Here is a 23,438-nt window from a genome sequence, read left to right as displayed (position 1 = left end):
TTATTGAGGACAATTTAGTCAGATAAGATAAAAATAAATGGTGCTATTTTGCCATACATTAATATATAACTAAACAGTAGTAAAAGAAATACCTATATTTGTGTTCTCACTGTTTTACAATATATACATTCGTTCATTCAGAAAGAAAATTATTCATTCACAATAAAAGTCTATAACATGAAATTGAAAAACTCTATTCTTGCAGGATGCGTTGCTCTTATTATTGCTACGTCCTGCACCCAAAGAGCAGTCGAAAAACAAACATGGGTTGAAAAAGCTATTGAAAACGCACACGCTCAAATTGGATTGGAAATTGATACGATTGAGAGTAGCGGCAGATTTCTGAATCCGGTGACACTCAACAATAAAGGTGGTGTCTATTATTGCGGATATGCCGACTGGCGGAGTGGTTTTTTCCCGGGCAGTGTGTGGTATTTGTATGAACTGACAGGTGATACGGCTTTACTTCCGCTTGCTCAGAAATATACCGAAGCTATTAGCGAAGCACAAAATCTTACGTGGCATCATGATATCGGTTTTATCATTAACTGCAGTTTTGGCAATGGGTTGCGTTTGATTAATAAATCTGGTTACAAGGAGGTAATGGTTCAGGCGGCAAAATCTCTTTGTACCCGTTTTCGGGAGAAACCTCAAGTGATTCAAAGCTGGGATGTAAAAGGAAATAGTTGGCAGTCGGAACGTGGTTGGGAATGTCCGGTAATTATAGATAACATGATGAATCTTGAATTACTGTTCGAAGCGACCAAACTTTCAGGTGATTCTACTTTCTATAACGTGGCGGTGATGCATGCAGACCGTACGTTGAAGGAGCAATTCCGTCCGGATGGAAGTTGTTATCACGTTATTGATTACAGCATTGAGGATGGAACCGTACGTCACCGGCAGACTGCACAAGGTTATGCCGATGAGTCTGTCTGGTCTAGAGGACAAGCATGGGCTATCTATGGATATACCGTATGTTATAGAGAGACAAGGAATCGTACTTATCTTGATCAGGCGATCAAGACTTTCGAATTTATGAAGACTCTTAAGAATATGCCGGAGGATCTTGTTCCATACTGGGATATGGATGCACCCGATGTCCCTGCTGCCCCACGAGATGCTTCTTCGGCTTCTGTCATAGCATCCGCCTTATATGAAATGAGTACTTATGACTTGCCGGATGCGGCTTCTTACCGGACGTATGCCGACAAAATAATGGAGTCGCTTGCATCAGAGAGCTATACAGCCAAACCGGGAGAAAACGGAAGATTTATCCTGATGCATAGTGTAGGCAGTATTCCCCATAACAGCGAAGTGGATGTCCCGTTGAATTATGCGGATTATTATTATTTGGAGGCTCTGAAGCGTAAAACTGATATTGAAAAAACTGTCATTTAAGAAGAGGATGATTATAAAAGTAAAAATTGTTTTATTGGCTCTTGTCTCTTTTTGTTTGCTGAATGTGAATGCTGCCGGTAAGAAAAAGATTGAACCGGTAAATGACAGGGCGCAGTGGTCTGAATTATGCTATAAAATAGCACAACCCATTCTGGAGAATATGAGCAGGGGAGAGTTGCAGAAGAATATGCAACTGGAATTAAGTCCTACATGGGACGGAAGAGACAAACGGGTGGCATATATGGAGGCATTCGGTCGGCTGATGGCAGGTATTTCTCCCTGGTTGGAACTACCTGATGATGAAACGGCAGAAGGAAAACAACGCAAACAATTGCGTGAGTGGGCTTTGAAGGCTTATCAGAATGCCGTTGATCCACAGAGTCCGGATTATTTGCTATGGGAAGGGCACCAGCAGCTTTTGGTAGATGCGGCTTATCTTGCGGAAAGTTTTATCCGTGCTCCTAAGGCGACTTGGGAGCAATTGGATGCAACGACAAAAGGACGTTATGTTGAATGTTTTAAGAAAGTGCGCGTTATCCGTCCTGCATATAATAACTGGCTGTTGTTTCGTGATATGGTAGAGGTCTTCCTGCTTTCTATTGGTGAAAGCCCTGACGGTTATGCTCTGACTACCGGACTCAATAAAATAAACGAGTGGTATCTTAGTGACGGGTGGTACTCGGACGGGGCGGAATTCTCATTAGATTATTATAATTCTTTCGTTATACATCCCATGTATGTTGAGATATTGGAAACGTGTAATAAGAACCGTTTTCCCACTCCGATCAGTTATAAACTGGCCATCAAGCGCATGCAGCGCTTCAATACTTTCATAGAACGCCTTATTTCTCCGGAAGGGACGTTCCCGGCTTTCGGACGTTCCGTAGTTTATCGTATGGGAGCATTTCAGTCATTGGCATTGGCTGCATGGAAATATGGTCTTCCTGAAGGGATGACCAACGGACAGGTTCGTAGTGCGTTGAGTGCAGTCATGAGAAATATGTTTTCAGTAGCTGGAAATTTTGATGATAAGGGATTTCTTGCACTCGGTTTTGCGGGACATCAGCCGGATTTGGCTAATTATTATACCAACAATGGTAGTCTGTATATGACTTCACTCGTTTTCTTGCCCTTGGGGCTTCCTGCAGATCATCCTTTCTGGAGTGATCCGGCTGAAGAATGGACATCTCAAAAGGCATGGGCGGGGAAAGCTTTTCCAATTGACGGACACCATTCCCTAAAGAAATAAACGTATAATCGACCTTTATAAGAAGTTTAAAAAAGAAGTGATGTTAACCCCGTCATTATCCGTTCGACACGGGTAATGACACATCCTTCTAAAAACTCTTTTGAATTAAATTATCGAGTATCTTTTTTACTTCTATATGTATAGACTCTATACAGTTACTTGAAGCATTAACTATTGAAAAAGGAGGATGCAGCATTTTGAATCTGCATCCTCCTTTTTTCAATATAAAAATTCTTAGTTTTGTTCTTCCGAACTCTGCAACATCTTGAACAACTTATCCAGTTTCGGAGCCATGATAATCTCCGTACGGCGATTCTTGCTTCTGCCTTCGGCTGTTTCGTTATCATCGACAGGCATATATTCACCACGTCCGCTAGGCTGTATCTGCAATGGGTTCACTCCATAGTTCTTAATCAGGATACGGACAACAGAGGTGGCGCGAATCACGCTCAAATCCCAATTGTCCTTAAACTGTACCGTGTTGATAGGCTTGTTATCCGTATGCCCTTCAATGAATACGTCGATATCCGTCTGCTTGTTCAAAACCTCGGCTAACTTGCCAAGCGCTTCTTCACCACGTTTGTCCAGACGGGCACTTCCTGACTGGAACAGCAACTTGTCCGACATTGCCACATATACTTTTCCGTCTTTCTCGCGAACGGTCAGTTCATCACTGCTGAATCCTAATAGCGCATCCTTTACGCTGCTCAACAGATTCTGCACTTTTTCATTCTGTGCATTAATCATCTGTTGCAGTTCGTTGATGGTGCGTTCTCTTTCGTTCAGTTCATTCTTCTTCTGGTTCAACAGGGTATTCAATTTTTCCTGTTCGGTCATGTTCATGTTCAGCATGCTTTGATACTGGCGGATACTGTTTCCCATCTTTGTAGTATCACGCAAAAGATTCTTGATTTGTGCCGACATTTGAGCGTTTGTATGGCGGCAGTCAGTCAATAACCCTTGCAGACTATCTTTGCTTGCGGTAGCCGCCATTTCTGCAAGCATGAACTTCTTTTTTGTTACACACGAAGTACAAAATAGGAGCGTAAGTAAAGTAAATAGAGTAATTTTCTTCATTGCGTTTTATGTTTTAAAGAGTACGGATAATCAAATCAACGTTGCAGGAATTCGCAGAGCTTCTGCACAGCCAACGCACGGTGACTAATTTTATTCTTTATATCATTTCCCAGTTCGGCGAAAGTCTTGTCGTAACCTTCCGGTTTGAATATGGGGTCGTAACCAAAGCCCGAATCACCCCGTTTTTCCTTGATTATTTCGCCTTTTATCACTCCTTCGAAGAGATATTCCTTTCCATCGAGTATCAATGAAATGGCGGTGCGGAATTGCGCTTTGCGGTTTTCCTTTCCTTCCAGGTCGCGGAGTAGTTTGAGCATATTGGCTTGTGAGTCGTGTCCTTCTCCGCCTGCGTAGCGTGCGGAATAAACTCCGGGAGCTCCGTCCAGTGCCTCTACTTCCAGTCCGGTGTCGTCGGCAAAGCAGTCCAAGCCGTAGTTTTTGAAGATAAAGGAAGATTTCAGCAGGGCGTTCCCTTCCAGCGTGGCAGCCGTTTCGGGAATGTCCGTATGGCAGCCGATATCATTCAGGCTAAACAGTTCTATCTTTTCACCCAATATGGCGGCTACTTCTTCCAGTTTATGAGCATTGTTGGTAGCAAATACAAGTTTGCGTTTCATCATTTTATTTCTTGTTTTAGCAAAGTTATCCGATAGTTATTCCAATCAGTTATTTCACTTTCAGTTTGTCGAAGCCTTCCCCATATACTCCGATGACGGAACTTTGTGAGATAAAGGCATTCGGGTCAATTCGTTTCACCAGGCGGAAGATGTCGAGCGACTGGCGTTTCTTCGCCAATACGACAAGTACTTTTACGTTGTTCTTGCTGTACCATCCGGTGCCGTCGAGCACCGTTACCCCACGGTCGGCATCTTTGATGATGCGGTCGGCTATTTCGTCATACTTCTTTGAGAAGATGAAGAACTGCACCGATTGGCGGGCACTGTTGATAATCCAGTCGAGCACGACGCCAATGATAAACAGCGTGACAAAACCGAAGATGACACGGCGCCAGTCGTGGAATATAAAGTAGCAGGAACTGATGATGAATACATCACAAATCATAATCATCCTGCCGAGTGACACGTCTTTATACTTGTTGACGATAGCGGCGATAATATCCGTTCCACCGGTACTTCCGTTGTAATTGAAAGTAATGCCCAGTCCTACACCGCACATGGCGGCGCCGATGATACAAGCCATAAAGTCCTGTCCTGCACCGAGCAGTAGCGGTTTTCCGTCCGGTGTCATGTCCGGTGCTACCACATAATTGTTTACTATTAACTGGAAAAACCAAAGCAGAAAGGTCAGCACAAAGATGGCATAGGTGGTCTTTATACTGAATCGTGGGCCTAATATCTTGATGGCAAACGTCATCAGGACAGCATTGATAATAAAATATGACCATTGGATTGGAAATCCTGTCGCGTAGTAAATGATAGCTCCGATACCGGTGGTGCCTCCTGTTGTTATCTGGTAGGGTAACAGGAATGCCGCCCATCCCAAAGAATAACTAATCAATCCGAGAGTAATGTAGACATAGTCTTTCACTTCTCTCATTATTTCCGCTTTTGCCAGTTTATGCATAGGGTCTATAATTTGTTAAGGCACGGATTACACGGATTTCGCGGTTCTGATTAATTCCAAACCGTGTTATCCGCGTAATCCGTGCCTCATTTGTTTTATACTACAACGTTTACAATCTTCTTCGGAACGACGATAATCTTCTTCGGAGTCTTGCCTTCAATCCATTTCTGTGAACGTTCGTCCGCCAGTACTGCTGCCTGGATAGCTTCCGAGGCTTCGTCTGCCGCAAACTCCATATTGAAGCGTGCCTTTCCGTTGAAAGAGATGGTGTAGTTGATGGTATCTTCTTTCAGATATTCTTCGTTGTATGCAGGCCACCCGGCATCGCATACGGAAGTCTCGTGTCCGAGTACGTCCCACAACTCTTCACAAACGTGTGGAGCGAAAGGAGCGAGCACGATAACAAGTTGTTCGAGTACTTCTTTCTTGTTGCATTTCAGGTTGAAAAGTTCGTTCACACAAATCATGAATGCGCTGACAGAAGTGTTGTAAGAGAATTGTTCGATGTCTCCCGTCACTTTCTTAATCAGTTTGTGGAGAGCCTTCAATTCTTCCTTCGTTGCCGGTTCGTCCTTTACCAGATACTCGTCCGTGCGGCTGTAGAACAGCGACCAGAATTTACGGATAAAGCGGTGTACACCGTCGATACCATTCGTATCCCAAGGTTTGGACTGTTCTACCGGGCCGAGGAACATTTCGTACATACGAAGTGTGTCCGCACCGTATTTCTCGACAATCATATCCGGGTTGACAACGTTGAACATGGACTTGCTCATCTTTTCAACCGCCCATCCGCAGATGTATTTTCCGTCTTCGAGAATGAACTCTGCTGTCTTGTATTCGGGACGCCATGCCTTGAATGCTTCCAAATCCAGTATGTCGTTGGATACGATGTTTACGTCTACGTGGATAGGAGTAACCTCATATTGATCTTTTAGATTCAGTGAAACGAATGTATTGGTATCTTTGATACGATATACAAAGTTACTGCGACCTTGGATCATACCTTGGTTCACTAGCTTTTGGAACGGTTCTTCCATAACTGACACACCTACATCGTGCAGGAACTTATTCCAGAAACGAGAGTAAATCAAGTGTCCGGTAGCATGTTCCGTACCGCCTACATAGAGGTCTACATTCTTCCAGTACCGGTCAATTTTCGGATCAACCAATGCCTTGTGATTACGAGGATCCATATAACGCAGATAGTAAGCGGAAGAACCTGCGAATCCCGGCATCGTATTCAGTTCCAACGGGAAAATAGTTACGTTGTCTATTTTTTCATTGTCTGCGATACATTTGTTTACTGTATCCCAAGCCCATTTGGTAGCGTGTCCCAATGGCGGTTCACCCGTTTCGGTAGGCAGGAATTTGGCAACTTCGGGAAGTTCCAGCGGCAGACAGCTTTCGTCAATCACGTAAGGCATTCCGTCCTTGTAATAAACAGGGAACGGTTCGCCCCAGTAGCGCTGACGTGAGAAGATGGCGTCGCGCAAGCGATAATTCACTTTTACACGTCCCAGATTATGGTCTTTTACATATTTCTTAGTCGTTTCAATCGCTTCTTTGATAGTCAGTCCGTTCAGGGAAAGGTCACAGTAAGGAGTGACGCCCGGACGCGGAGAGTTGCAGACGATACCTTCTTTGGCATCGAAACTTTCTTCGCTGACATCACAACCTTCTACCAACGGGCGGATTTCCAATCCGAAATGCTTGGCAAAAGCATAGTCACGGCTGTCATGAGCAGGTACAGCCATGATGGCTCCTGTTCCGTATCCCGCCAATACATAATCACTGATCCAGATGGGAACTGCTTCGCCTGTGAATGGGTTGATAGCATATGAGCCGCTGAATACACCTGTAACGCTGCGGTCTGCGATACGTTCGCGCTCCGTGCGTTTCTTAGTACGGTCGAGGTAGGCGTCTACTTCCGCTTTCTGTTCAGGAGTGGTTAATTGTGCCACCAGTTCACTTTCAGGCGCCAATACCATAAAGGTAACGCCGAACATCGTGTCTGCACGGGTGGTAAAGATAGTAAATTCGATATCACTGTCTTTCACCTTGAATTGAACCTCGGCACCTTCCGAACGTCCTATCCAGTTTCTTTGGGTTTCTTTCAGAGAATCTGTCCAGTCGATGGTATCCAGTCCGTCGAGCAGACGTTGTGCGTATGCTGATACACGCAGACACCATTGGCGCATCTTCTTCTGAACAACGGGGAAACCGCCGCGTTCGCTGACGCCGTCCACTACTTCGTCGTTTGCCAATACCGTTCCCAGTTCAGCGCACCAGTTTACCATCGTCTCTCCCAAATAGGCGATACGGTAGTTCATCAGGATTTCCTGTTTTTCCTTTTCGCTCTTTGCGTTCCATTCGTCGGCGGTAAAGCTGATTTCTTCGCTGCAAGCGGCGTTCAGACCTTTGTTTCCGTAGATGGCAAAAGCCTTTTCCAGTTCTTCGATAGGACGTGCCTGTTGTTCGTCGTTGCAATAATAGCTGTTGAACATCTTCAGGAAAGCCCATTGTGTCCAATGATAATATTCCGGGTCGCATGTACGGATTTCACGATTCCAGTCGAAAGAGAAACCTATCTTGTCCAATTGCTCGCGGTAGCGGTCGATATTATTAATGGTAGTGATTGCAGGATGCTGTCCGGTTTGGATAGCATATTGCTCAGCGGGCAAGCCGTAAGCGTCATATCCCATCGGATTGAGTACATTGAAGCCTTGCAGTCGTTTGTAACGGGCGTAAATATCCGAAGCGATGTATCCCAGCGGGTGTCCAACGTGCAGACCCGCTCCCGATGGATAAGGGAACATGTTTAGTACATAAAATTTTTGCTTCGAATCGTCTTCCGTAACCTGGTAGGTTTTCTCTTCCACCCACCTTTTCTGCCACTTCTTTTCAATTTCTCTGAAATTGTACTCCATAGTGATAAAGTTTTTATTTATAGTGATTTATACTGTTATTTCTGATTTGAGGCACAAATTTACGTGTTTATTTTCAGATAACCACGCTTTCCCTATTGACTTTCTCGTTTTTATTTCGTATATTTGAAGAAATTAAAACAGAGAATGAAAGATGGAACATATAAATATTATTACATAAGTTCAATAGGTTAGAGGTGTGTAATACACTACGAGGATAACGAATGGGCAAGAAACTGTGAAGGTTCTTGCCCATTTCTGTTGTGATAATTCAGTCCGTGCTTTTGAAAGTGCTGAAAAATAGTTTATAATAAACTTGGATACCGTTTCTAATAAACTATTCACTTATTTATTATAAACTCGAAGTAAGTTTATACGGTTTCGGACGTAAAGTGTAAAGAAGAGAGAGTGCTTACTATTTAAAAAGGAAGATATTTGATAAACAAACTATACATGAAAGGGGGACTATAGATGTTAGCGTATTATTTTACAATATACGGTTTATATCTTGTCTTTCTCTTCTTTTTCTATCATCTTGTCGTAATATGCCAGGCGTGCGGCACATTCACGGATAGTCACTTCGCGCAGTACCTCTGTTCGTGCCAGCATATACTCGTATTGCTCTTTGCTGACGGTGAACAACCGGTTGTATCGCGCTTCAATATATGCCTTGCACAATTTATTAAATCTCTTCACATATCGGCATATCCATTCCTTTGTATACCACCACAATCTTATGAAGCTGTGTAGTGCCTACTGCTCTTTTCACCGTATCAGTGTCAGCATAGCGATTGGCTTGGGCAATAGCTTCCAAACGTAGTTCTTCCACGCGGCTTTCGGGGTCTTTATATTTGGCATATTTCAGTTCCACAATATAGCTGTGCTTCATGTCGGAATAGATATCCAGTAGCGGACAGAGGAAGATATCGACATAACCTGCCTGTGTGTCCTGTTCGGAAATGGGACGGTAGAAACGGTTTTGCGCCGTCATGGCAAGCGTAAAGCCGTGGACAAAAAATTCACCTTTCTGTTTGTCGCGTTGGGAAGTGTAGCGTTTCAGGCAGTCGGCAATATAACCGAAATAGGCTTTCCAGTCGCCTCGGTAGGCAAGACCGCTGGCAAGTTCGTTTTTCTCGTAACTGCTGAAATTGAGTTCGGCTTCGTTGTAGGTACTCAGCAGATAGGTGTATATTTGTTCACGGACTACCTGGTTAGGGATGGTGAGTTTGGTTCTTCCTTCGTACGTGCCACTAATGGTGAGCATACCGAAATAGTAGAGCAGGCTCACAAAGTTGTCTGGGTTGGTGATATTGATGGCAGGAAAACCTTTTTTCAGTTCTCCGGTGACGTAGCCTTCGCTTACCAATGTCTGTATGATGGAAGCATCATGGGCAAATTCTTTGTCCTTTCGGATGAGCATACGTAACTTCTCGTAGTCGATACGGATATTGTCTTCTACCATATCCCGGGGGGCTTTTCCTCGTTGGATGTAGTTCTTGACGAAGTAGAGCACCATGTTGGAGTTGTACATGGTAGTTTCACCATAGCATTCTTCTGCAAAGCAGTAGTTGTCATACCAGGGTTTCATTATTTCTATCAGTTCGTTCACGCTGTGGTTGAAGGGACTGGTAGTGGAATAGTAAGTGAGCATTTGTCGTACTTCTTCTTCCGTGAACCCTATCATCTCGTTAAATTCCGGCGTGAGGGAGTAGTTGGTTCCGATGTTGAACCCGCTTGTGAGGTCGTCCATTGTCACGGGACTTACGCCTGTGATGAAACAACGCTCGATGCTGGAATAGGTTCCGGCTTTAATTTTATTGAAGAAGGCACGCAGATAACCTTCGCCATGTGTTTCGTCCGTATAGCGGTTCAGGCTTTCTATATCCGAGAGGATGGCATTGGTGAAATGGTCGTATTCGTCAATAAAGAGGTAAATACGTTGGTTGGTCTTATTGCATTCTGTGAACAGGTATTCAAATTGTTCGACAGCTCCTTCTTTTTTGTCGAGTTCTTCCTTCATGCCTTTGGGGAGATAGTCGGCGTAAATATCACAGAAGTAGTCGAACATCGTCTGGCAATGCGCGTCCAGTCCCTTGCGGTAGTTGTGCAGTTCGCCTACTATTCTTTGAACATAAACAAAGGTACGGCTTTTTGTTATTTCTCCAAACAAACGTTCCATAACTTCTCTCCATCTTTGTTTTCCATATACTTAGCCATATACTTACTAAGAAAATGTCTTTCGTTCTTATGGTAATTCAAAGTAAAAGCAATATCTTTGCTATGTTCTAATTTGAAAGGAGAATAATCATGGATAATCATTTGGAAGATAGATATATACGATTTGACTGGGCTATTAAACGGCTGTTACGTCAAAAGGCTAATTTTGGAGTTCTCGAAGGTTTCCTTACAGTCTTTCTCGGTGAGAAGGTGACCATTCTGGAAATACTGGAAAGCGAAAGTAACCAACAGAGTATCGATGATAAATTCAATCGTGTAGATATCAAAGCTCGCAACAGTAAAGATGAAATCATTATCATTGAAATACAAAATACACGTGAGCTTTACTATCTCGAACGCATTCTTTATGGGGTGGCTAAAGCCATTACAGAGCATATCTCGCTTGGAGAAACTTACTATCATGTAAAGAAGATATATTCCATTAGTATTCTTTATTTTGATATCGGTATAGGTAGCGATTATTTGTATTACGGGCAAAACAATTTTATCGGTGTGCATACCGGTGATAAGCTGCAAGTGAATGTCAAGGAAAAGAATGCGATTGTTACCCGCATGCCCGCAGAAATCTTTCCCGAATATGTACTTATCCGTGTAAATGAGTTTGATAAGGTGGCTGTTACTCCAATGGAAGAATGGATGCGATATCTGAAGAGTGGTGTGATACGCCCGGATACCACTGCTCCCGGATTGGAAGAGGCAAGAGAGAAACTGAAATATTACTCTATGACTCCACAAGAACGTATGGCATACGATGAACACCTCACTGCAGTAATGATTCAGAATGATGTGATTGATTCAGCAAAGTTGGAAGGAAGATTAGAAGGGAGATTGGAAGGAAAAATCGAAGGAAGATTAGAAGGAAAAATAGAAGGACGATTGGAAGGTATTGAACAAGAGCGTCTCTCTAATGCCCGGAAAATGAAGGACAAAGGATTGGACAGCACGATGATTGCTGACATCACCGGTCTGAGTCTTGACGAGATTGCTAGGTTATAAAGGCATGTTATAATATGAAATTGAAGCACGGATATTATCATCTGATTGCGATACTGGTAGTTGCTATCTGGGGGCTTACTTTTATATCAACTAAAGTACTGATTAATCACGGACTGACCCCTCAAGAAATATTTTTCTATCGTTTTCTGATAGCTTATCTGGGTATTTGGATTATTTCTCCTAAACTTCTGTTTTGCGATAATTGGAAAGACGAGCTTTGGCTAATGGCCGGAGGGCTTTTCGGTGGTTCACTCTATTTCTTTACAGAGAATACAGCTTTGGGAATCACGCAAGCATCCAATGTCGCTTTCATCATTTGCACAGCTCCTTTGCTTACCACCATTCTTTCCCTTCTCTTTTATCAGAGTGAAAAAGCCACTAAAGGTTTGATTTATGGTTCCATATTAGCTTTAATCGGGGTGGGACTGGTGGTCTTCAATGGTAGCTTTGTGCTTAAATTATCCCCGATAGGGGATTTGCTTACTTTGCTTGCTGCTTTATCGTGGGCTTTTTACAGTTTGGTAATAAAGAAAATGACGGGGCGTTATCCTACCCTGTTTATTACCCGTAAGATATTTTTTTATGGAGTATTGACCATACTTCCCGCCTTTCTCCTTCATCCACTGCGACCGGATTTCGATATACTTTTAAAACCGGTTGTATTATCCAATCTCCTGTTTCTGGCTGTATTGGCTTCTTTGGTCTGCTATGTCCTCTGGAATGTGGTATTGAAACAGTTGGGAACCGTCAGAGCTTCCAATTATATCTATCTTAATCCGCTAGTGACGATGGTGGCATCCGTAATTATTCTCCACGAACAAATAACATGGATTACATTATTGGGAGCCGGTAGCATTATATTGGGAGTTTATCTGGCAGAGAAAAAATAGAATAATCCGCTTTTTTCTCTATTCAGAACAAATAGTAATACTGCTCTCCCAAAAACTTCCGAATCTGTTTCAGTGCTTTCGTAATCTGTGCCTCTACTGTCTTGACGGATATATCCATTGACTCTGCAATCTCCTGATTGGTGAGGTTATTCGTGCGGCTTTTCAGAAACACTTCACGGCATTTGTCGGGCAGTGAAAGGATAGCCTCTTGAATCAGGTGGTTCAGTTCCTCTGTTTCCAATGAGTCGGTTACGTTTACTTGCGGAGTATCTTGTCCGTTGATATCATCTAGTGATACGGTAGCTTTTCTGTCCCGTATGGCATTCAGACATCTGTTTTTTGCAGCCTGAAAAAGATAAGCCTTGAAAGTGAGTCTGATTTCGAGTTTTTTCCTGTTCTCCCATATGGACGCAAGTATATCGCTTGCTATATCTTCCGCTTCCTGCGTATTCCCCAAATACAGATACATAAAACGGCAAAGTGCAGTGAAATAAGTATCAAAGATATACTTGAACGCCTGCTTATCGCCATTCTTTATTAATTGTAAAAGGAAGATATCGTCCATAGTGTTTGTAATTAGGTTAGTAGAACATTGCAAAGTTAAAGAATATTTTTTTAGTAGAAACTAAAAAAAAGTGTTTTCTGAATAAGGGTATGATTCATTTTTTGTGTCATAGTATCGATAACAGTTTAAAAAGACAGCGAAGCATGAAAAAAGAAATACCTTGGGAGTTGATTATCTCTGAATTAAAACAAGACATATCCGATGCTGACAGCAAACGGTTGGAAGAGTGGCTGTCTGTCGGTGAGAACCGGGAGGTATATGAAGAACTTCGGGGAGTTTGGGAAAAGATACGTGCTAAAGTAGTCAATTATACACCGGACATAGATTTCTACTGGAAGGAAATGATGTGCCGTATGGAGGCATGTGAGGAGGCGGAACAGAGACAGGCTGAAGATATGGGAATATCCGCCGGAGACGAAATTGGAACAAGCTTCAAAGGGAAGGGACAATCCATGCGTTTGTGGGATTTCCCCCGTTTTCAACGTTATGTTGCTGCAGCTTGTGTAGTCGTAGCTGTTTTTCTTTCCGCTTCTTTATATATAGGTATAAAGATCGGTCAGCCGGAAATGGCCCAACAAACCTATTCCAACTGGGGAGGAAAATCGGAAGTTGCCTTGCCCGATGGTTCGAATGTATGGATTCATTCGGCTACTTCACTGGCTTACAATACCAGCTATTATTCAAAAAACAGAAATGTACGGTTGAACGGAGAAGCTTACTTTGACGTGGCTCATGATAAGGATCATCCTTTTGTCGTTGAAACCGAAGGGATGAAAATTACCGTGCACGGGACTAAATTCAACGTAGAATCTTTTCCCGGTTCGGAGAATACGTTTGTCAGCCTGAAAGAAGGTTCTGTTTCGTTGGAGACGAAATCGGAAACCCGTTTCCTGCGTCCGGGAGAAGTGGGGACGTTCAACAAACGGAACGGGCAGCTACGGATAGAAAAGGGGGATATCGAACTGGCAGTCTCGTGGGCAAGTAATCAGATCGTATTTAAGGACAGGCCGTTGAATGAGATTTGTCCTCTTCTTTCCAAATGGTATAACGTAAAGATACACCTGTCTCCCGAATTGCAGGAACAGTATAGATACACATTTACCTTGCGACACGAGCCTTTGGAAGAAATCATGAGGATTATGTCGCGTATTCATCCTATCAGCTATGAATTTAATGATGAGAATATGCTGACGATTCTGCCGAAGCAGAAATAATAACAATGAAATCATTTTTTTATAAACCGGATTGCGGTAGCGGTTCATGGGCTGACCCCCCACTAAGGTGAATGGCGTCGTAGTCTAATAGTTAACTTTTAATATTTAATCATTATGAGCATTATTTTTAAGGGCGCAGACCGGATTCGCCGGATCTCATGGGGTATGATACTGTTGTTGTCAGTGCTCTCATTGTGGTCTTGCAGCGATGATGACGATGCGGACGAGCGTAGTGGCTGGGTAAGAGTCCTGCCGCTGGATTTGAGTTTTAATTCTTCCGGTGGAACAAAGGAAGTTTATCTGGTAGTGACGAAAGATGTTGAATTGAGCGGGTTACATTGCTCTGTGGCACAGAACGGACAAGACTGGTGTACGTTGGAGTTGGTGGACAACCTGCTGAAAGTGACCGTAGATCCTACTTATTATGAAGAACCACGTGCAACGGTAGTTACACTTTCTTATGGTGAACTGACCAGAGAGATACCTGTCAGTCAGGAAGCTTCTTCCGGCTCTGCTGACGTGAAAATAACAGTAAGCGGTGCGACAGCTACCACAGAAGAGGTGGAATCGGAACAGCGCGGCATTGTCTGTTCTTTTGATGGTGACTACACTTCTTATTTCAATTCCAAATTTGGAGCGTTCACCGACTGGCCTTTCCAGATTACCTACACTTTGGAGAACTGTACGTCATTGAATTATATTATTTATCATCCGCGTACGGACAACGGTACGAAGTACGGAGCGTTTAACAAGTTTGATGTATTGGTATCAACAGCAGCTCATCCCGAGTTTGTCAAAGTCAAGTCTTTTGAACTGGAAACTAATTATACGGCTGCTTCCATACTGCAACTGGACGAGGCTATAAAAGACGTGAAGAAAGTGCGTTTCGATATTCATGCAGCCCACAATAACCGTATCAGTTGTGCCGAGATGGAGTTCTTCCAGACCAGTAATAATAAGTATGATTATCTTCAGATTTTTACGGATAACTCTTGTTCCGAACTTCGTGAGGGCATTACGGAAAAGGATATAAAGAAAATGCCGGGCGAAACATATAAGAAACTTGCCACCGCCCTGCTGACAGGAACTTATAATTCCGAATTCAGAGTGGCCGAATACCGTCCTTATCAGAATCCAAGCATTATGGCCACCACTAATAAGACAGGGCCTTATAGCTTGCGTGACAATCCTACTGGTATTTATGTGGAACAGGGAGAAGAAATTCTGGTATTGGTAGGTGATACTCACGGACAAAACATATCTATGGTTGTTCAGGATTTGAGTCTGGGATACAACAGCAGTAAGTCTTATCCTCTTCTTTCCGGTGAAAATAAACTGAAAATGGCTATCGGTGGTCTGGTTTATGTTCAGAACCTGACCAATGACAAGAATATTCCGTTAATACTGAAAACAGAAGAAGATAAAAAAGCGGCAGCCGCCAAGTCTGTCAGAGTCCATTTCCCGTTTGGTAAGGTGAACGGATATTTCGACGCGCAAACCGGAACACAAGCCCAGTTTGAGGAAATGCTGCGCAATGCGAAGTGGCTGGATTTGGATGTGCTGGGCAAATATGTACATGTCACTTGGACGGTGCTCGATTATAAACAAGCCAATACTCCTATAATGGAAGTCATGAATTTGTTGGACGAGGTAGTTCGTTTGGAATGGGATATGATGGGATTGTTCAAATATAATAAGGAATTTGGCAACCGTATGTATCTCCATATAGAACATAATGCCAAAAATCCCTATTCGGCTTCCAATCATACGGCTTATTTGTCGAGCTATCGGGATGTATTCTGTACGGTAGAAGGAATGAAGAACCGTGTCTGGGTACTGGGGCACGAAATCGGTCATGCCAACCAGACCCGTCCGGGATTGAAATGGGCAGGGCTTACTGAAGTGACTAACAACATTCTTGCCAACTATGTAAGAACTTCGTTCGGAAAGGGTTCTCGCCTGATGGATAAGGATACCGGAATTACTGTCTACGAAGAAGCCATTAACCGCATTGTGAAGGCCGGACAACCACACTGCTTGAAGAATGCATCTGATGAATATTATGTGAAACTCGTGCCTTTCTGGCAGTTGAAACTCTATCTGACAGATGTATTGGGCAAAGAAGATTTCTATCGTGATTTGCATGAATATTATCGTGTGACTCCCGATTTGGATACGACTGTCGATACACAAGGTATTCTGCAACTGGACTTTGTGCGTCAAGTATGTAATTTGGCACAGTTGGACTTGTTGGATTTCTTTGAGAAGTGGGGATTCCTTCGTCCGGTAGATATTGTGATGAATGATTACGGAGACAAACATTTCACGGTCACTGAAACGCAGATTCAGGCACTGAGAAAAGAAATAGAGGCAAAAGAATATCCGAAAGCTCCGGAAAACTTATATCTGATAACGGATGAAAATGTAAATGACTATAAATAACACGAAAGATGAAGACTATCAAATATATCACTAATTATTTCTTGTGGCTGGCGTGTACATTGTTTGCCGTCCTGTTTGTAGCTTGTGATGACGATGAAACGTCGGCACTGAAAGTCAACCGTCTGGCGGTGGCCGACGTGGCAGAGGGTACTATTTCATTGATAGAGGGAGATACATATGCTACTGCCGTTACTACTTTTCCTGCCGATGCGGTAGATGCCGGCGAATACACATATCGCTATACGACCGGCAATGAGAAGGTATTTACCGTAGATGAATCCGGTGTTGTTACGGCTACCGGAGTAGGTGAAGGCGTATTGACCGTGTGGTCACTCAATAATACGGATTTGTGGACTACCTGTCTGGTAAAAGTGGAGAAACGTATTTATCCGGTCACTTCCATTACCGTTTCCGAAGCATACAAAGATTATTATGTAGCTATGGAACGTACAATCAAACTGGGTGAGACGGTAGCTGTATTGCCGGAGAATGCCACCAATCCTGATGTCATCTATTTGTCATCGGATCCTGAAGTGGCCGAAGTTAATGAATACGGTGAAGTCTATACAAGGGGGTTGGGAGATGTTACTATTACCATTAAGTCTACCGATGGAAGTGAGGTTGCAACCACTTGTGATTTCCATGTACGCAATGTAGAATATACTGATTACTTGGAACGTACAAGCTGGACTGTGGAGACTTCCCATCCTTGGGCGGCTGATAAGACCGCCGGTGGTAACCCTCTAAATATGTTTGATGATAATACGAAAAGTTCCATTCTTTTGGTGAAAGCAAATGGGAAAACATTTACTGATGCTAATAATGCAAAAATAACGGTTCCTGTTGGCGACATTGTTTATTTCATTATTGATATGCAAACACCGCAGACCTTTGACTTCTTTAAATTGACTCATCGTACAGACAATAGTACTGACAATCTTCGTGTGAAGAAAGTTTCTGTCTATGGTAGCAATGACAACACTGAGTTTACCGAGCTCCTGAAAGGGGCTGATATACCAGTGGCCAAAACGATTACTGATGTGATAGTCGATCTGCCGATGAAAGTGACCTACCGTTACTTCAAAATAACACTGGATGCATGGAGCAATAGCGGAAACACGATGCAGATATCCGAATTCAATATCGGTAAGATGAATTTTATAGCAAACGAATAAGGAGAAAGGCAAGCCTATGATATAATCAAAATATAGAATGAAACAAGGGGGAAGTTCCGTTTCCGGCTTTCCCCCTGCCAATCAAGTTTTTATTAACCGAGGAAAGTGGGTGAACATTAAAATCTGACCCATTTTAACACACCCTCCTTACAGTTAACTTTTAACATCGCAAAAATATGAATTTAAAAAAGCATTTTGCACTTTTGACGCTATTATTTTTTAGCGTTGTACTTTCTGCACAAGTAAAAGAGAAGATGATAACGATAAGCTTCTCGAAGATTCCATTGTCCGAAGCTATGGCACGCATTGAGAAAACGAGCGGTTATACCTTCTTTTATGATGCAACACAAGTGGATGTGAAACAGGCGGTTAGCCTGAACGTGAAACGGGTTCCCGTCTCCAAGGCAGTGGAAGAGATGCTGAAAGGCATTGATTTGTCCTTTGAAGTGACCAGCACACAGATTGCCCTGTTTCCCAAAAAGAGCAGTCCGGCACAGACGGGAAAGACAACTACGATCATCGGTAAGGTAGTAGACGAGAACGGAGAACCTATTATCGGGGCTAACGTTTTGGTCACAGGTACGACGACAGGTGTGATTACCGATATTGATGGTAATTACAAACTGGAAGCTCCTTTCGGCGCTTCCCTTCAGGTGTCATATATCGGTTATACTACCCAAACGGTGAAAGCGGGACAGAAGTCTATTATCAAGATGAAAGAAGATTCCAAGACACTGGAAGAAGTGGTTGTGGTAGGTTACGGTACGATGAAGAAGAAAGACCTGACCGGAGCTGTAGCATCCCTGAAAGCCAGTGACCTTGAGAAAGAACAGCCGAAGACTGTTCAAGATATGCTCCGTACAGGTGTAGCCGGACTTTCGGTAGGTATCGAAACCGATACGAAAGGTAATTCCAGCATGATGGTGCGTGGTAAGAACAACTTGCGTGCGACCGATAATGATAAATCTTCTCTTGAGCCGTTGATTGTATTGGACGGAGTCATCTATTCGGGACAAATGACTGATATCAACCCTAACGACATTGAACAGATAGACGTATTGAAGGATGCCAGTTCTACAGCCGTCTACGGTGCGAAAGCGGCTAACGGTGTTGTATTGATTACTACCAAAAAAGGCTCGAACACGAAAAAGCCGGTTATCAATTTCAGTGGCACATGGGGGCTTTCATTAGTCAATTCCTTGCCTGAAGTTTACGAAGGAGAAGATTTCATCAACTTCCGCCGTGATGTGGAAGTGAGCAAGAATCCTTCAAAAGCTGCTACCGGATATTTTAACAATCCGGCTAATATGTCCAATGCGGATTTGGCAAACTGGATGGGAAATGACAAGGGTGACCCGACCAGCATTTGGTTGACACGCCTTGAATTCACCAATACGGAAGTGAACAACTATCTGGCAGGACGCCTTGTCGATTGGCGCGATGTCATTTATCAGGATGTGGCGTTACGTCAGGACTACACTGTCAGCGTAGCAGGAAAGAAAGATGAAATGTCTTATTATTCATCTATCAACTATCTGAAAAACGAGAGCAACGTACGTGGTGGTGGATACAGTGCTATCCGTGCACGTATTAACTTGGAGAATAAAATACAAAGTTTCCTCACCTACGGTGTGAACGCACAGTTTACTTCACGTGACGAAGGATATATCAGTAACTCGTCCGGTAATTACAACTCTCTTTCTCCCTTCGGAAGCCTTTATGAAGACGACGGAGTGACTTTGAGACAATATCCTACCGGTAACAATAATCAGAGTAACCCGCTGATTGCTCCGGCTTTCCAAAACAAACGCAATGATATTGAGAACCTGAATGCAGCCCTTTATCTGAAAATAACCCTTCCGTTGGGATTCTCTATCCAGACAACTTATTCTCCGCGTTTTGAATGGACAAACTATCTCTTCCATAAGGCAGCCGCTTCTCCCGATGCCGGAAAACAGAACGGTCGTGTGGAACGCAAGCATACAAAAGACTTTTATTGGCAATGGGATAATATGTTGAAATGGAACAAGACATTCGGCAAGCATGCTTTTGACTTTACTTTCCTCGCCAACTGGGAGAAGTTCCAGCGTTGGCAAGACGAGATGACCAATGAAAACTTCCTGCCTACTGACGAATTGGGATATGGTGGTATCGGCTTCGGAACAACTCCGAATGTATCCAGTGATGATATTTACCGTACAGGAGATGCGTTTATGGGACGTCTGCATTATGTGTATGACCAACGCTACCTGATTACCGCTACCGTGCGCCGTGACGGATATTCGGCTTTCGGACTTGCCAATCCGCGTGCCACTTTCCCGGCCATTGCGTTGGGATGGGTATTCTCCGAAGAGAAATTCTTGCACCGTCCGGATTGGTTCGAATATGGTAAACTGCGTCTCTCGTGGGGTAAGAACGGTAACCGTGCCGTAGGTACTTATGCCGCATTCATGCAATTGTCTCCGCGCAAATACATCTATGTGGATCCGTCAACCGGTGAGTTAATTACCGCCAACACTTTCTACGCTTCTACTATGGCTAACCCCAACCTGAAATGGGAATCGACTACTTCTTGGAATGCCGGTATGGACTTGACCTTCCTGCAAGGCAGACTGAGTACCAGCGTGGATGTGTACAAGAAGATTACAACCGACCTGCTCGTAAGCCGTGAGTTGCCTAGTCTGATTGGTTATAGCTCTGTTATGTCCAATATCGGTGAAGTACAGAATACCGGTGTCGAACTTTCATTGAATTCAACGAATATCAGGACGGATAAATTTACTTGGCGCACCTCTCTCAATCTGGCTTACAACAAGAACAAGATTACCCATCTATACGGTATCATGGAAGATGTGAAAGATGCCGACGGGAATGTTATCGGACAGCGTGAAGCGGACGATATCAAGAACAAGCGTTTCATCGGACACGATATTGATGAAATATGGGACTATAAAGTAGTGGGAATCTGGCAGGAAGAAGACCGTGAAGAGGCTGCCAAATACGGACAACAGCCGGGTGACGTTCATCTGTTGGATAAGGACATGAATTATAAGTATGATAATACAGATAAGGAATTTATGGGAACCAGGATGCCGCGGCTTCGTTGGAGTATGCGCAATGATTTCACGTTGTTTAAGAATCTCAATATCTCCTTCAATATGTACTCTTACATCGGGCATAAACAAAGCTTGGCGCGCTTTACCAACGACAATGCTTTGCTGAATGTGACGAACCAGATCAAGTGTGACTACTGGACACCGGAGAACCGTAACAACGAATATCCGCGACTGGCGAACAAGAAGCCGGCAGGAGTTTCATATTCGATTTATAAGAACGCTTCTTTCCTGCGTTTCGATAATATCTCTATCGGATATACTTTCCCGAAGAAGTTGATAGAACCGCTGAGAATCCAGAATCTGAACGTCAACGCGACGATGAAGAATGCAGGTTACATCTCCGGTTGGCCTGGTTACGACCCGGAAAACAGCGATAAGAATACCCCGAGAGTAATTTATTTTGGAATTAACTTGACTTTATAATATCTACAGACTGATGAAACTAAATAATAAGAGAACAGGCATTGCCTGTATGATTGGATTAGCTGTATTAGCAAGTAGTTGTTCGGATTGGCTGGATCCGAAGCCACTGTCATTCTATACGCCGGAAATTTCTTTTGCCGACTACAACGGTCTGAAGACCGGAACGGATATGTTGAACCGTGATGTCCGTTACTTCGACTTTTATCCCACAGCAGGCTCTGCCGACCCTTGTATCCTTTCCGAATATTTCTTCTCGGATATCAGTGTCAACGGTCGTACGGATGCGGCAAATTCTCCGCAGGACTTGAAGCGGCAGATTACGCCCAGTGCCTCACTGACAGGAAACGGCAGCCAGATTAATAATTACTGGACTTATCTGTATAAAGGTATTAAGGATGCCAACACGTTGCTGACCCGTTCGGAGACGGCTCAGTTTGACAATGAAGACCAGCGCAGGGAAGTAGAAGGACTGGCTTGCTTCCACCGTGCGTATCGTTACTATCGGTTGGTGCATCAGTATGGTGATATTCCGTTCATCACGGAAGAAATCACTGGCCCCCGTTATGACTTTTACTCAACGAAGCGCGAAGCCATTTTGCGCTATCTGAAGAATGACTTGGATCGTACGGCTCCCTATCTCAAGAACAATGTCTATATCGGCATGGTGACTCAGGCTGCGGCTTACCACCTGCTGACAAAGATAAACCTTGCATTGGGTGAATTTGACGATGCTGTCGAATCGGCAAACAAGGTTATCAACGACGGAGTCCACCACCTGATGACGGAGCGTTTCGGTATCGACAAGGCTGATAATACCAAAAATGTAATTTGGGATTTGCACCAATCGGCCAACAAGTCATTGCCTGAGAATAAGGAAGTACTCTATATGGTACTCGACCGTTATGATGCAGGCGAGGATATCCGTTCGACTGCCGGATTGGAAATCAAGCGTCAGGTATTGCCTTGGTTCGCAAAGGACGGGGAAATCAAGACTCCCGATGGCAAGAATGGCTTTACTGATAACGATGCCACGAAAAATCCTTATCTGGAACAATATGGTCGTGGAGTATGTACAGCGCGCTCTACATGGTATCACACACATATGATTTGGACACTGGATGACACGGATCTTCGTCATGCTCCCGGCAACTGGATAGAAATGACGGACTTGGTGTACAACAATCCTGCACTCAAAGGTACGGAATGGTATGGACAACCCGTTCGTTTCAAAGATGACAACGGAAATATTTTGGTGAACGATACAATCCGCGACTGGGTGGGATGGCCGCATTATAAGACCAATGTTGCCGACCAGAAGGATAAATGGTGGCGTGGCGGATGGGCCGACTGGTATATTTTCCGTATTGCCGAAACCTACCTGTTGCGTGCTGAGGCTTATATTTGGAAAGGTGATGCCGCCAGTCTCCAGAAAGCTGCTGCTGATGTGAATGAAGTGCGTCGCAGGGCGAAAGCCGATGAACTGGATGCCGCTCAGATGACTATCCGCACTATTCTTGACGAACGTGCCCGCGAACTTTACTATGAAGAACCGCGCAAGACGGAACTTACCCGTATAGCATTTATCTATGCCAAGACCGGAAAAGCCGATGACAAAGGCCGTACTTATCGTTTGGATAATTTCTCCGAAAAGAATTTCTTCTACGACCACATCATGGACGTGACGGATTTCTATAACAAAGGCGTGAAAACTCCGATTGGAAACGAATATACCATTGCGCCCCATAACGTATTGTGGCCGATAGCGCTGAATGCTATCTCTACCAATGTTCAGGGACATATCAACCAGACACCGGGATATGCAGGTTCGGAAAATAATATCGAACCGCTGGATATTGATTTCAGTGAATGACAGGCTGGTTTACTAATGATATAACATCCTGTTAATCTTCTGTTTATTGGGCATGAGGGGTCAAAAGTAACTAAATTTTCCTCTTTCTTGAAGGAGGGGAGTTTGGTTACTTTTGACACAGCCCCATGCCTACCATGCTGAATATATATATATTCACCACACTGAGTATATATACGTCCGATAATTGTCTTTATTATATCCGATATTTAGCGTATATTTGTATTTGACCGGATATTGGAATAAAAACAACCGCAAAACTTCCTAATATTAT

14 protein-coding genes and 2 pseudogenes are annotated in these 23,438 nt (G+C 43.6%); 9 read left to right on the top strand and 7 right to left on the bottom strand.

Annotated elements, in window-relative coordinates:
• Nucleotides 1-177 precede the first annotated feature (177 nt).
• Complete coding sequence (locus AB5443_RS21610) at nucleotides 178-1,401, top strand: glycoside hydrolase family 88 protein (RefSeq protein ID WP_368114411.1); 1,224 nt, start codon at nucleotides 178-180, stop codon at nucleotides 1,399-1,401.
• A 7-nt stretch (nucleotides 1,402-1,408) separates the two neighbouring features.
• Complete coding sequence (locus AB5443_RS21605) at nucleotides 1,409-2,650, top strand: DUF2264 domain-containing protein (protein WP_368114410.1); 1,242 nt, start codon at nucleotides 1,409-1,411, stop codon at nucleotides 2,648-2,650.
• A gap of 234 nt (nucleotides 2,651-2,884) precedes the next feature.
• On the opposite strand, the gene AB5443_RS21600 is transcribed toward AB5443_RS21605, so the two are convergent.
• From AB5443_RS21600 to AB5443_RS21575, 6 genes and pseudogenes are all read right to left on the bottom strand, one after another.
• Nucleotides 2,885-3,727, bottom strand: a complete 843-nt coding sequence (locus AB5443_RS21600) for a flagellar motor protein MotB (RefSeq protein ID WP_368114409.1) — start codon at nucleotides 3,725-3,727, stop codon at nucleotides 2,885-2,887.
• A gap of 35 nt (nucleotides 3,728-3,762) precedes the next feature.
• Nucleotides 3,763-4,344: a non-canonical purine NTP diphosphatase gene (locus AB5443_RS21595; protein WP_044656353.1), complete on the bottom strand. Its 582-nt coding sequence runs from the start codon at nucleotides 4,342-4,344 to the stop codon at nucleotides 3,763-3,765.
• Nucleotides 4,345-4,393: 49 nt separating this feature from the next.
• Nucleotides 4,394-5,311 (bottom strand): YitT family protein, encoded by a 918-nt coding sequence (locus AB5443_RS21590; protein WP_022138844.1) that lies wholly within the window; start codon nucleotides 5,309-5,311, stop codon nucleotides 4,394-4,396.
• 95 nt (nucleotides 5,312-5,406) lie between these two features.
• Nucleotides 5,407-8,241 (bottom strand): leucine--tRNA ligase, encoded by a 2,835-nt coding sequence (gene leuS, locus AB5443_RS21585; protein WP_368114408.1) that lies wholly within the window; start codon nucleotides 8,239-8,241, stop codon nucleotides 5,407-5,409.
• A 498-nt stretch (nucleotides 8,242-8,739) separates the two neighbouring features.
• Nucleotides 8,740-8,925: pseudogene (locus AB5443_RS21580) on the bottom strand (toxin); the annotation flags it as partial.
• A pseudogene (locus AB5443_RS21575) lies at nucleotides 8,921-10,360 on the bottom strand (AAA family ATPase); the annotation flags it as partial. The pseudogenes AB5443_RS21580 and AB5443_RS21575, both read right to left, overlap by 5 nt.
• Before the next feature lie 185 nt (nucleotides 10,361-10,545).
• Here AB5443_RS21575 and AB5443_RS21570 point away from each other — a divergent pair.
• A complete protein-coding gene (locus AB5443_RS21570) occupies nucleotides 10,546-11,472 on the top strand; it encodes a PD-(D/E)XK nuclease family transposase (RefSeq protein ID WP_022137302.1) in 927 nt (308 codons plus the stop codon).
• A 14-nt stretch (nucleotides 11,473-11,486) separates the two neighbouring features.
• Entirely contained in the window at nucleotides 11,487-12,362 is an 876-nt protein-coding gene (locus AB5443_RS21565; protein ID WP_022137303.1) for a DMT family transporter, read from the top strand.
• Nucleotides 12,363-12,384: 22 nt separating this feature from the next.
• Here AB5443_RS21565 and AB5443_RS21560 read toward each other — a convergent pair whose 3' ends face one another.
• A complete protein-coding gene (locus AB5443_RS21560; RefSeq protein ID WP_195662101.1) occupies nucleotides 12,385-12,927 on the bottom strand; it encodes an RNA polymerase sigma-70 factor in 543 nt (180 codons plus the stop codon).
• Nucleotides 12,928-13,070: 143 nt separating this feature from the next.
• On the opposite strand from AB5443_RS21560, the gene AB5443_RS21555 reads away from it, so the two are divergent.
• From AB5443_RS21555 to AB5443_RS21535, 5 genes are all read left to right on the top strand, one after another.
• Entirely contained in the window at nucleotides 13,071-14,141 is a 1,071-nt protein-coding gene (locus tag AB5443_RS21555) for a FecR family protein (RefSeq protein WP_022137305.1), read from the top strand.
• A gap of 114 nt (nucleotides 14,142-14,255) precedes the next feature.
• The gene (locus tag AB5443_RS21550; protein ID WP_368114407.1) at nucleotides 14,256-16,583 is read left to right on the top strand and encodes a M60 family metallopeptidase; all 2,328 of its coding nucleotides are present in this window, start codon (nucleotides 14,256-14,258) and stop codon (nucleotides 16,581-16,583) included.
• A gap of 8 nt (nucleotides 16,584-16,591) precedes the next feature.
• On the top strand, nucleotides 16,592-17,758 hold the full coding sequence (locus AB5443_RS21545) for a discoidin domain-containing protein (protein WP_307996543.1): 1,167 nt from the start codon (nucleotides 16,592-16,594) through the stop codon (nucleotides 17,756-17,758).
• Nucleotides 17,759-18,012: 254 nt separating this feature from the next.
• Complete coding sequence (locus AB5443_RS21540) at nucleotides 18,013-21,297, top strand: SusC/RagA family TonB-linked outer membrane protein (RefSeq protein ID WP_368114406.1); 3,285 nt, start codon at nucleotides 18,013-18,015, stop codon at nucleotides 21,295-21,297.
• 13 nt (nucleotides 21,298-21,310) lie between these two features.
• A complete protein-coding gene (locus AB5443_RS21535; RefSeq protein ID WP_368114405.1) occupies nucleotides 21,311-23,167 on the top strand; it encodes a RagB/SusD family nutrient uptake outer membrane protein in 1,857 nt (618 codons plus the stop codon).
• Nucleotides 23,168-23,438 lie beyond the last annotated feature (271 nt).

Origin of the sequence: Bacteroides sp. RTP21281st1_H5_RTP21281_210402 (genome assembly GCF_040918965.1) — a bacterium.
In the GTDB taxonomy this organism is placed as follows: Bacteria; Bacteroidota; Bacteroidia; order Bacteroidales; family Bacteroidaceae; genus Bacteroides; species Bacteroides congonensis.
The sequence above is the reverse complement of the archived record's forward strand: the minus strand, read 5'-3'. Positions and strand labels throughout refer to the sequence as shown.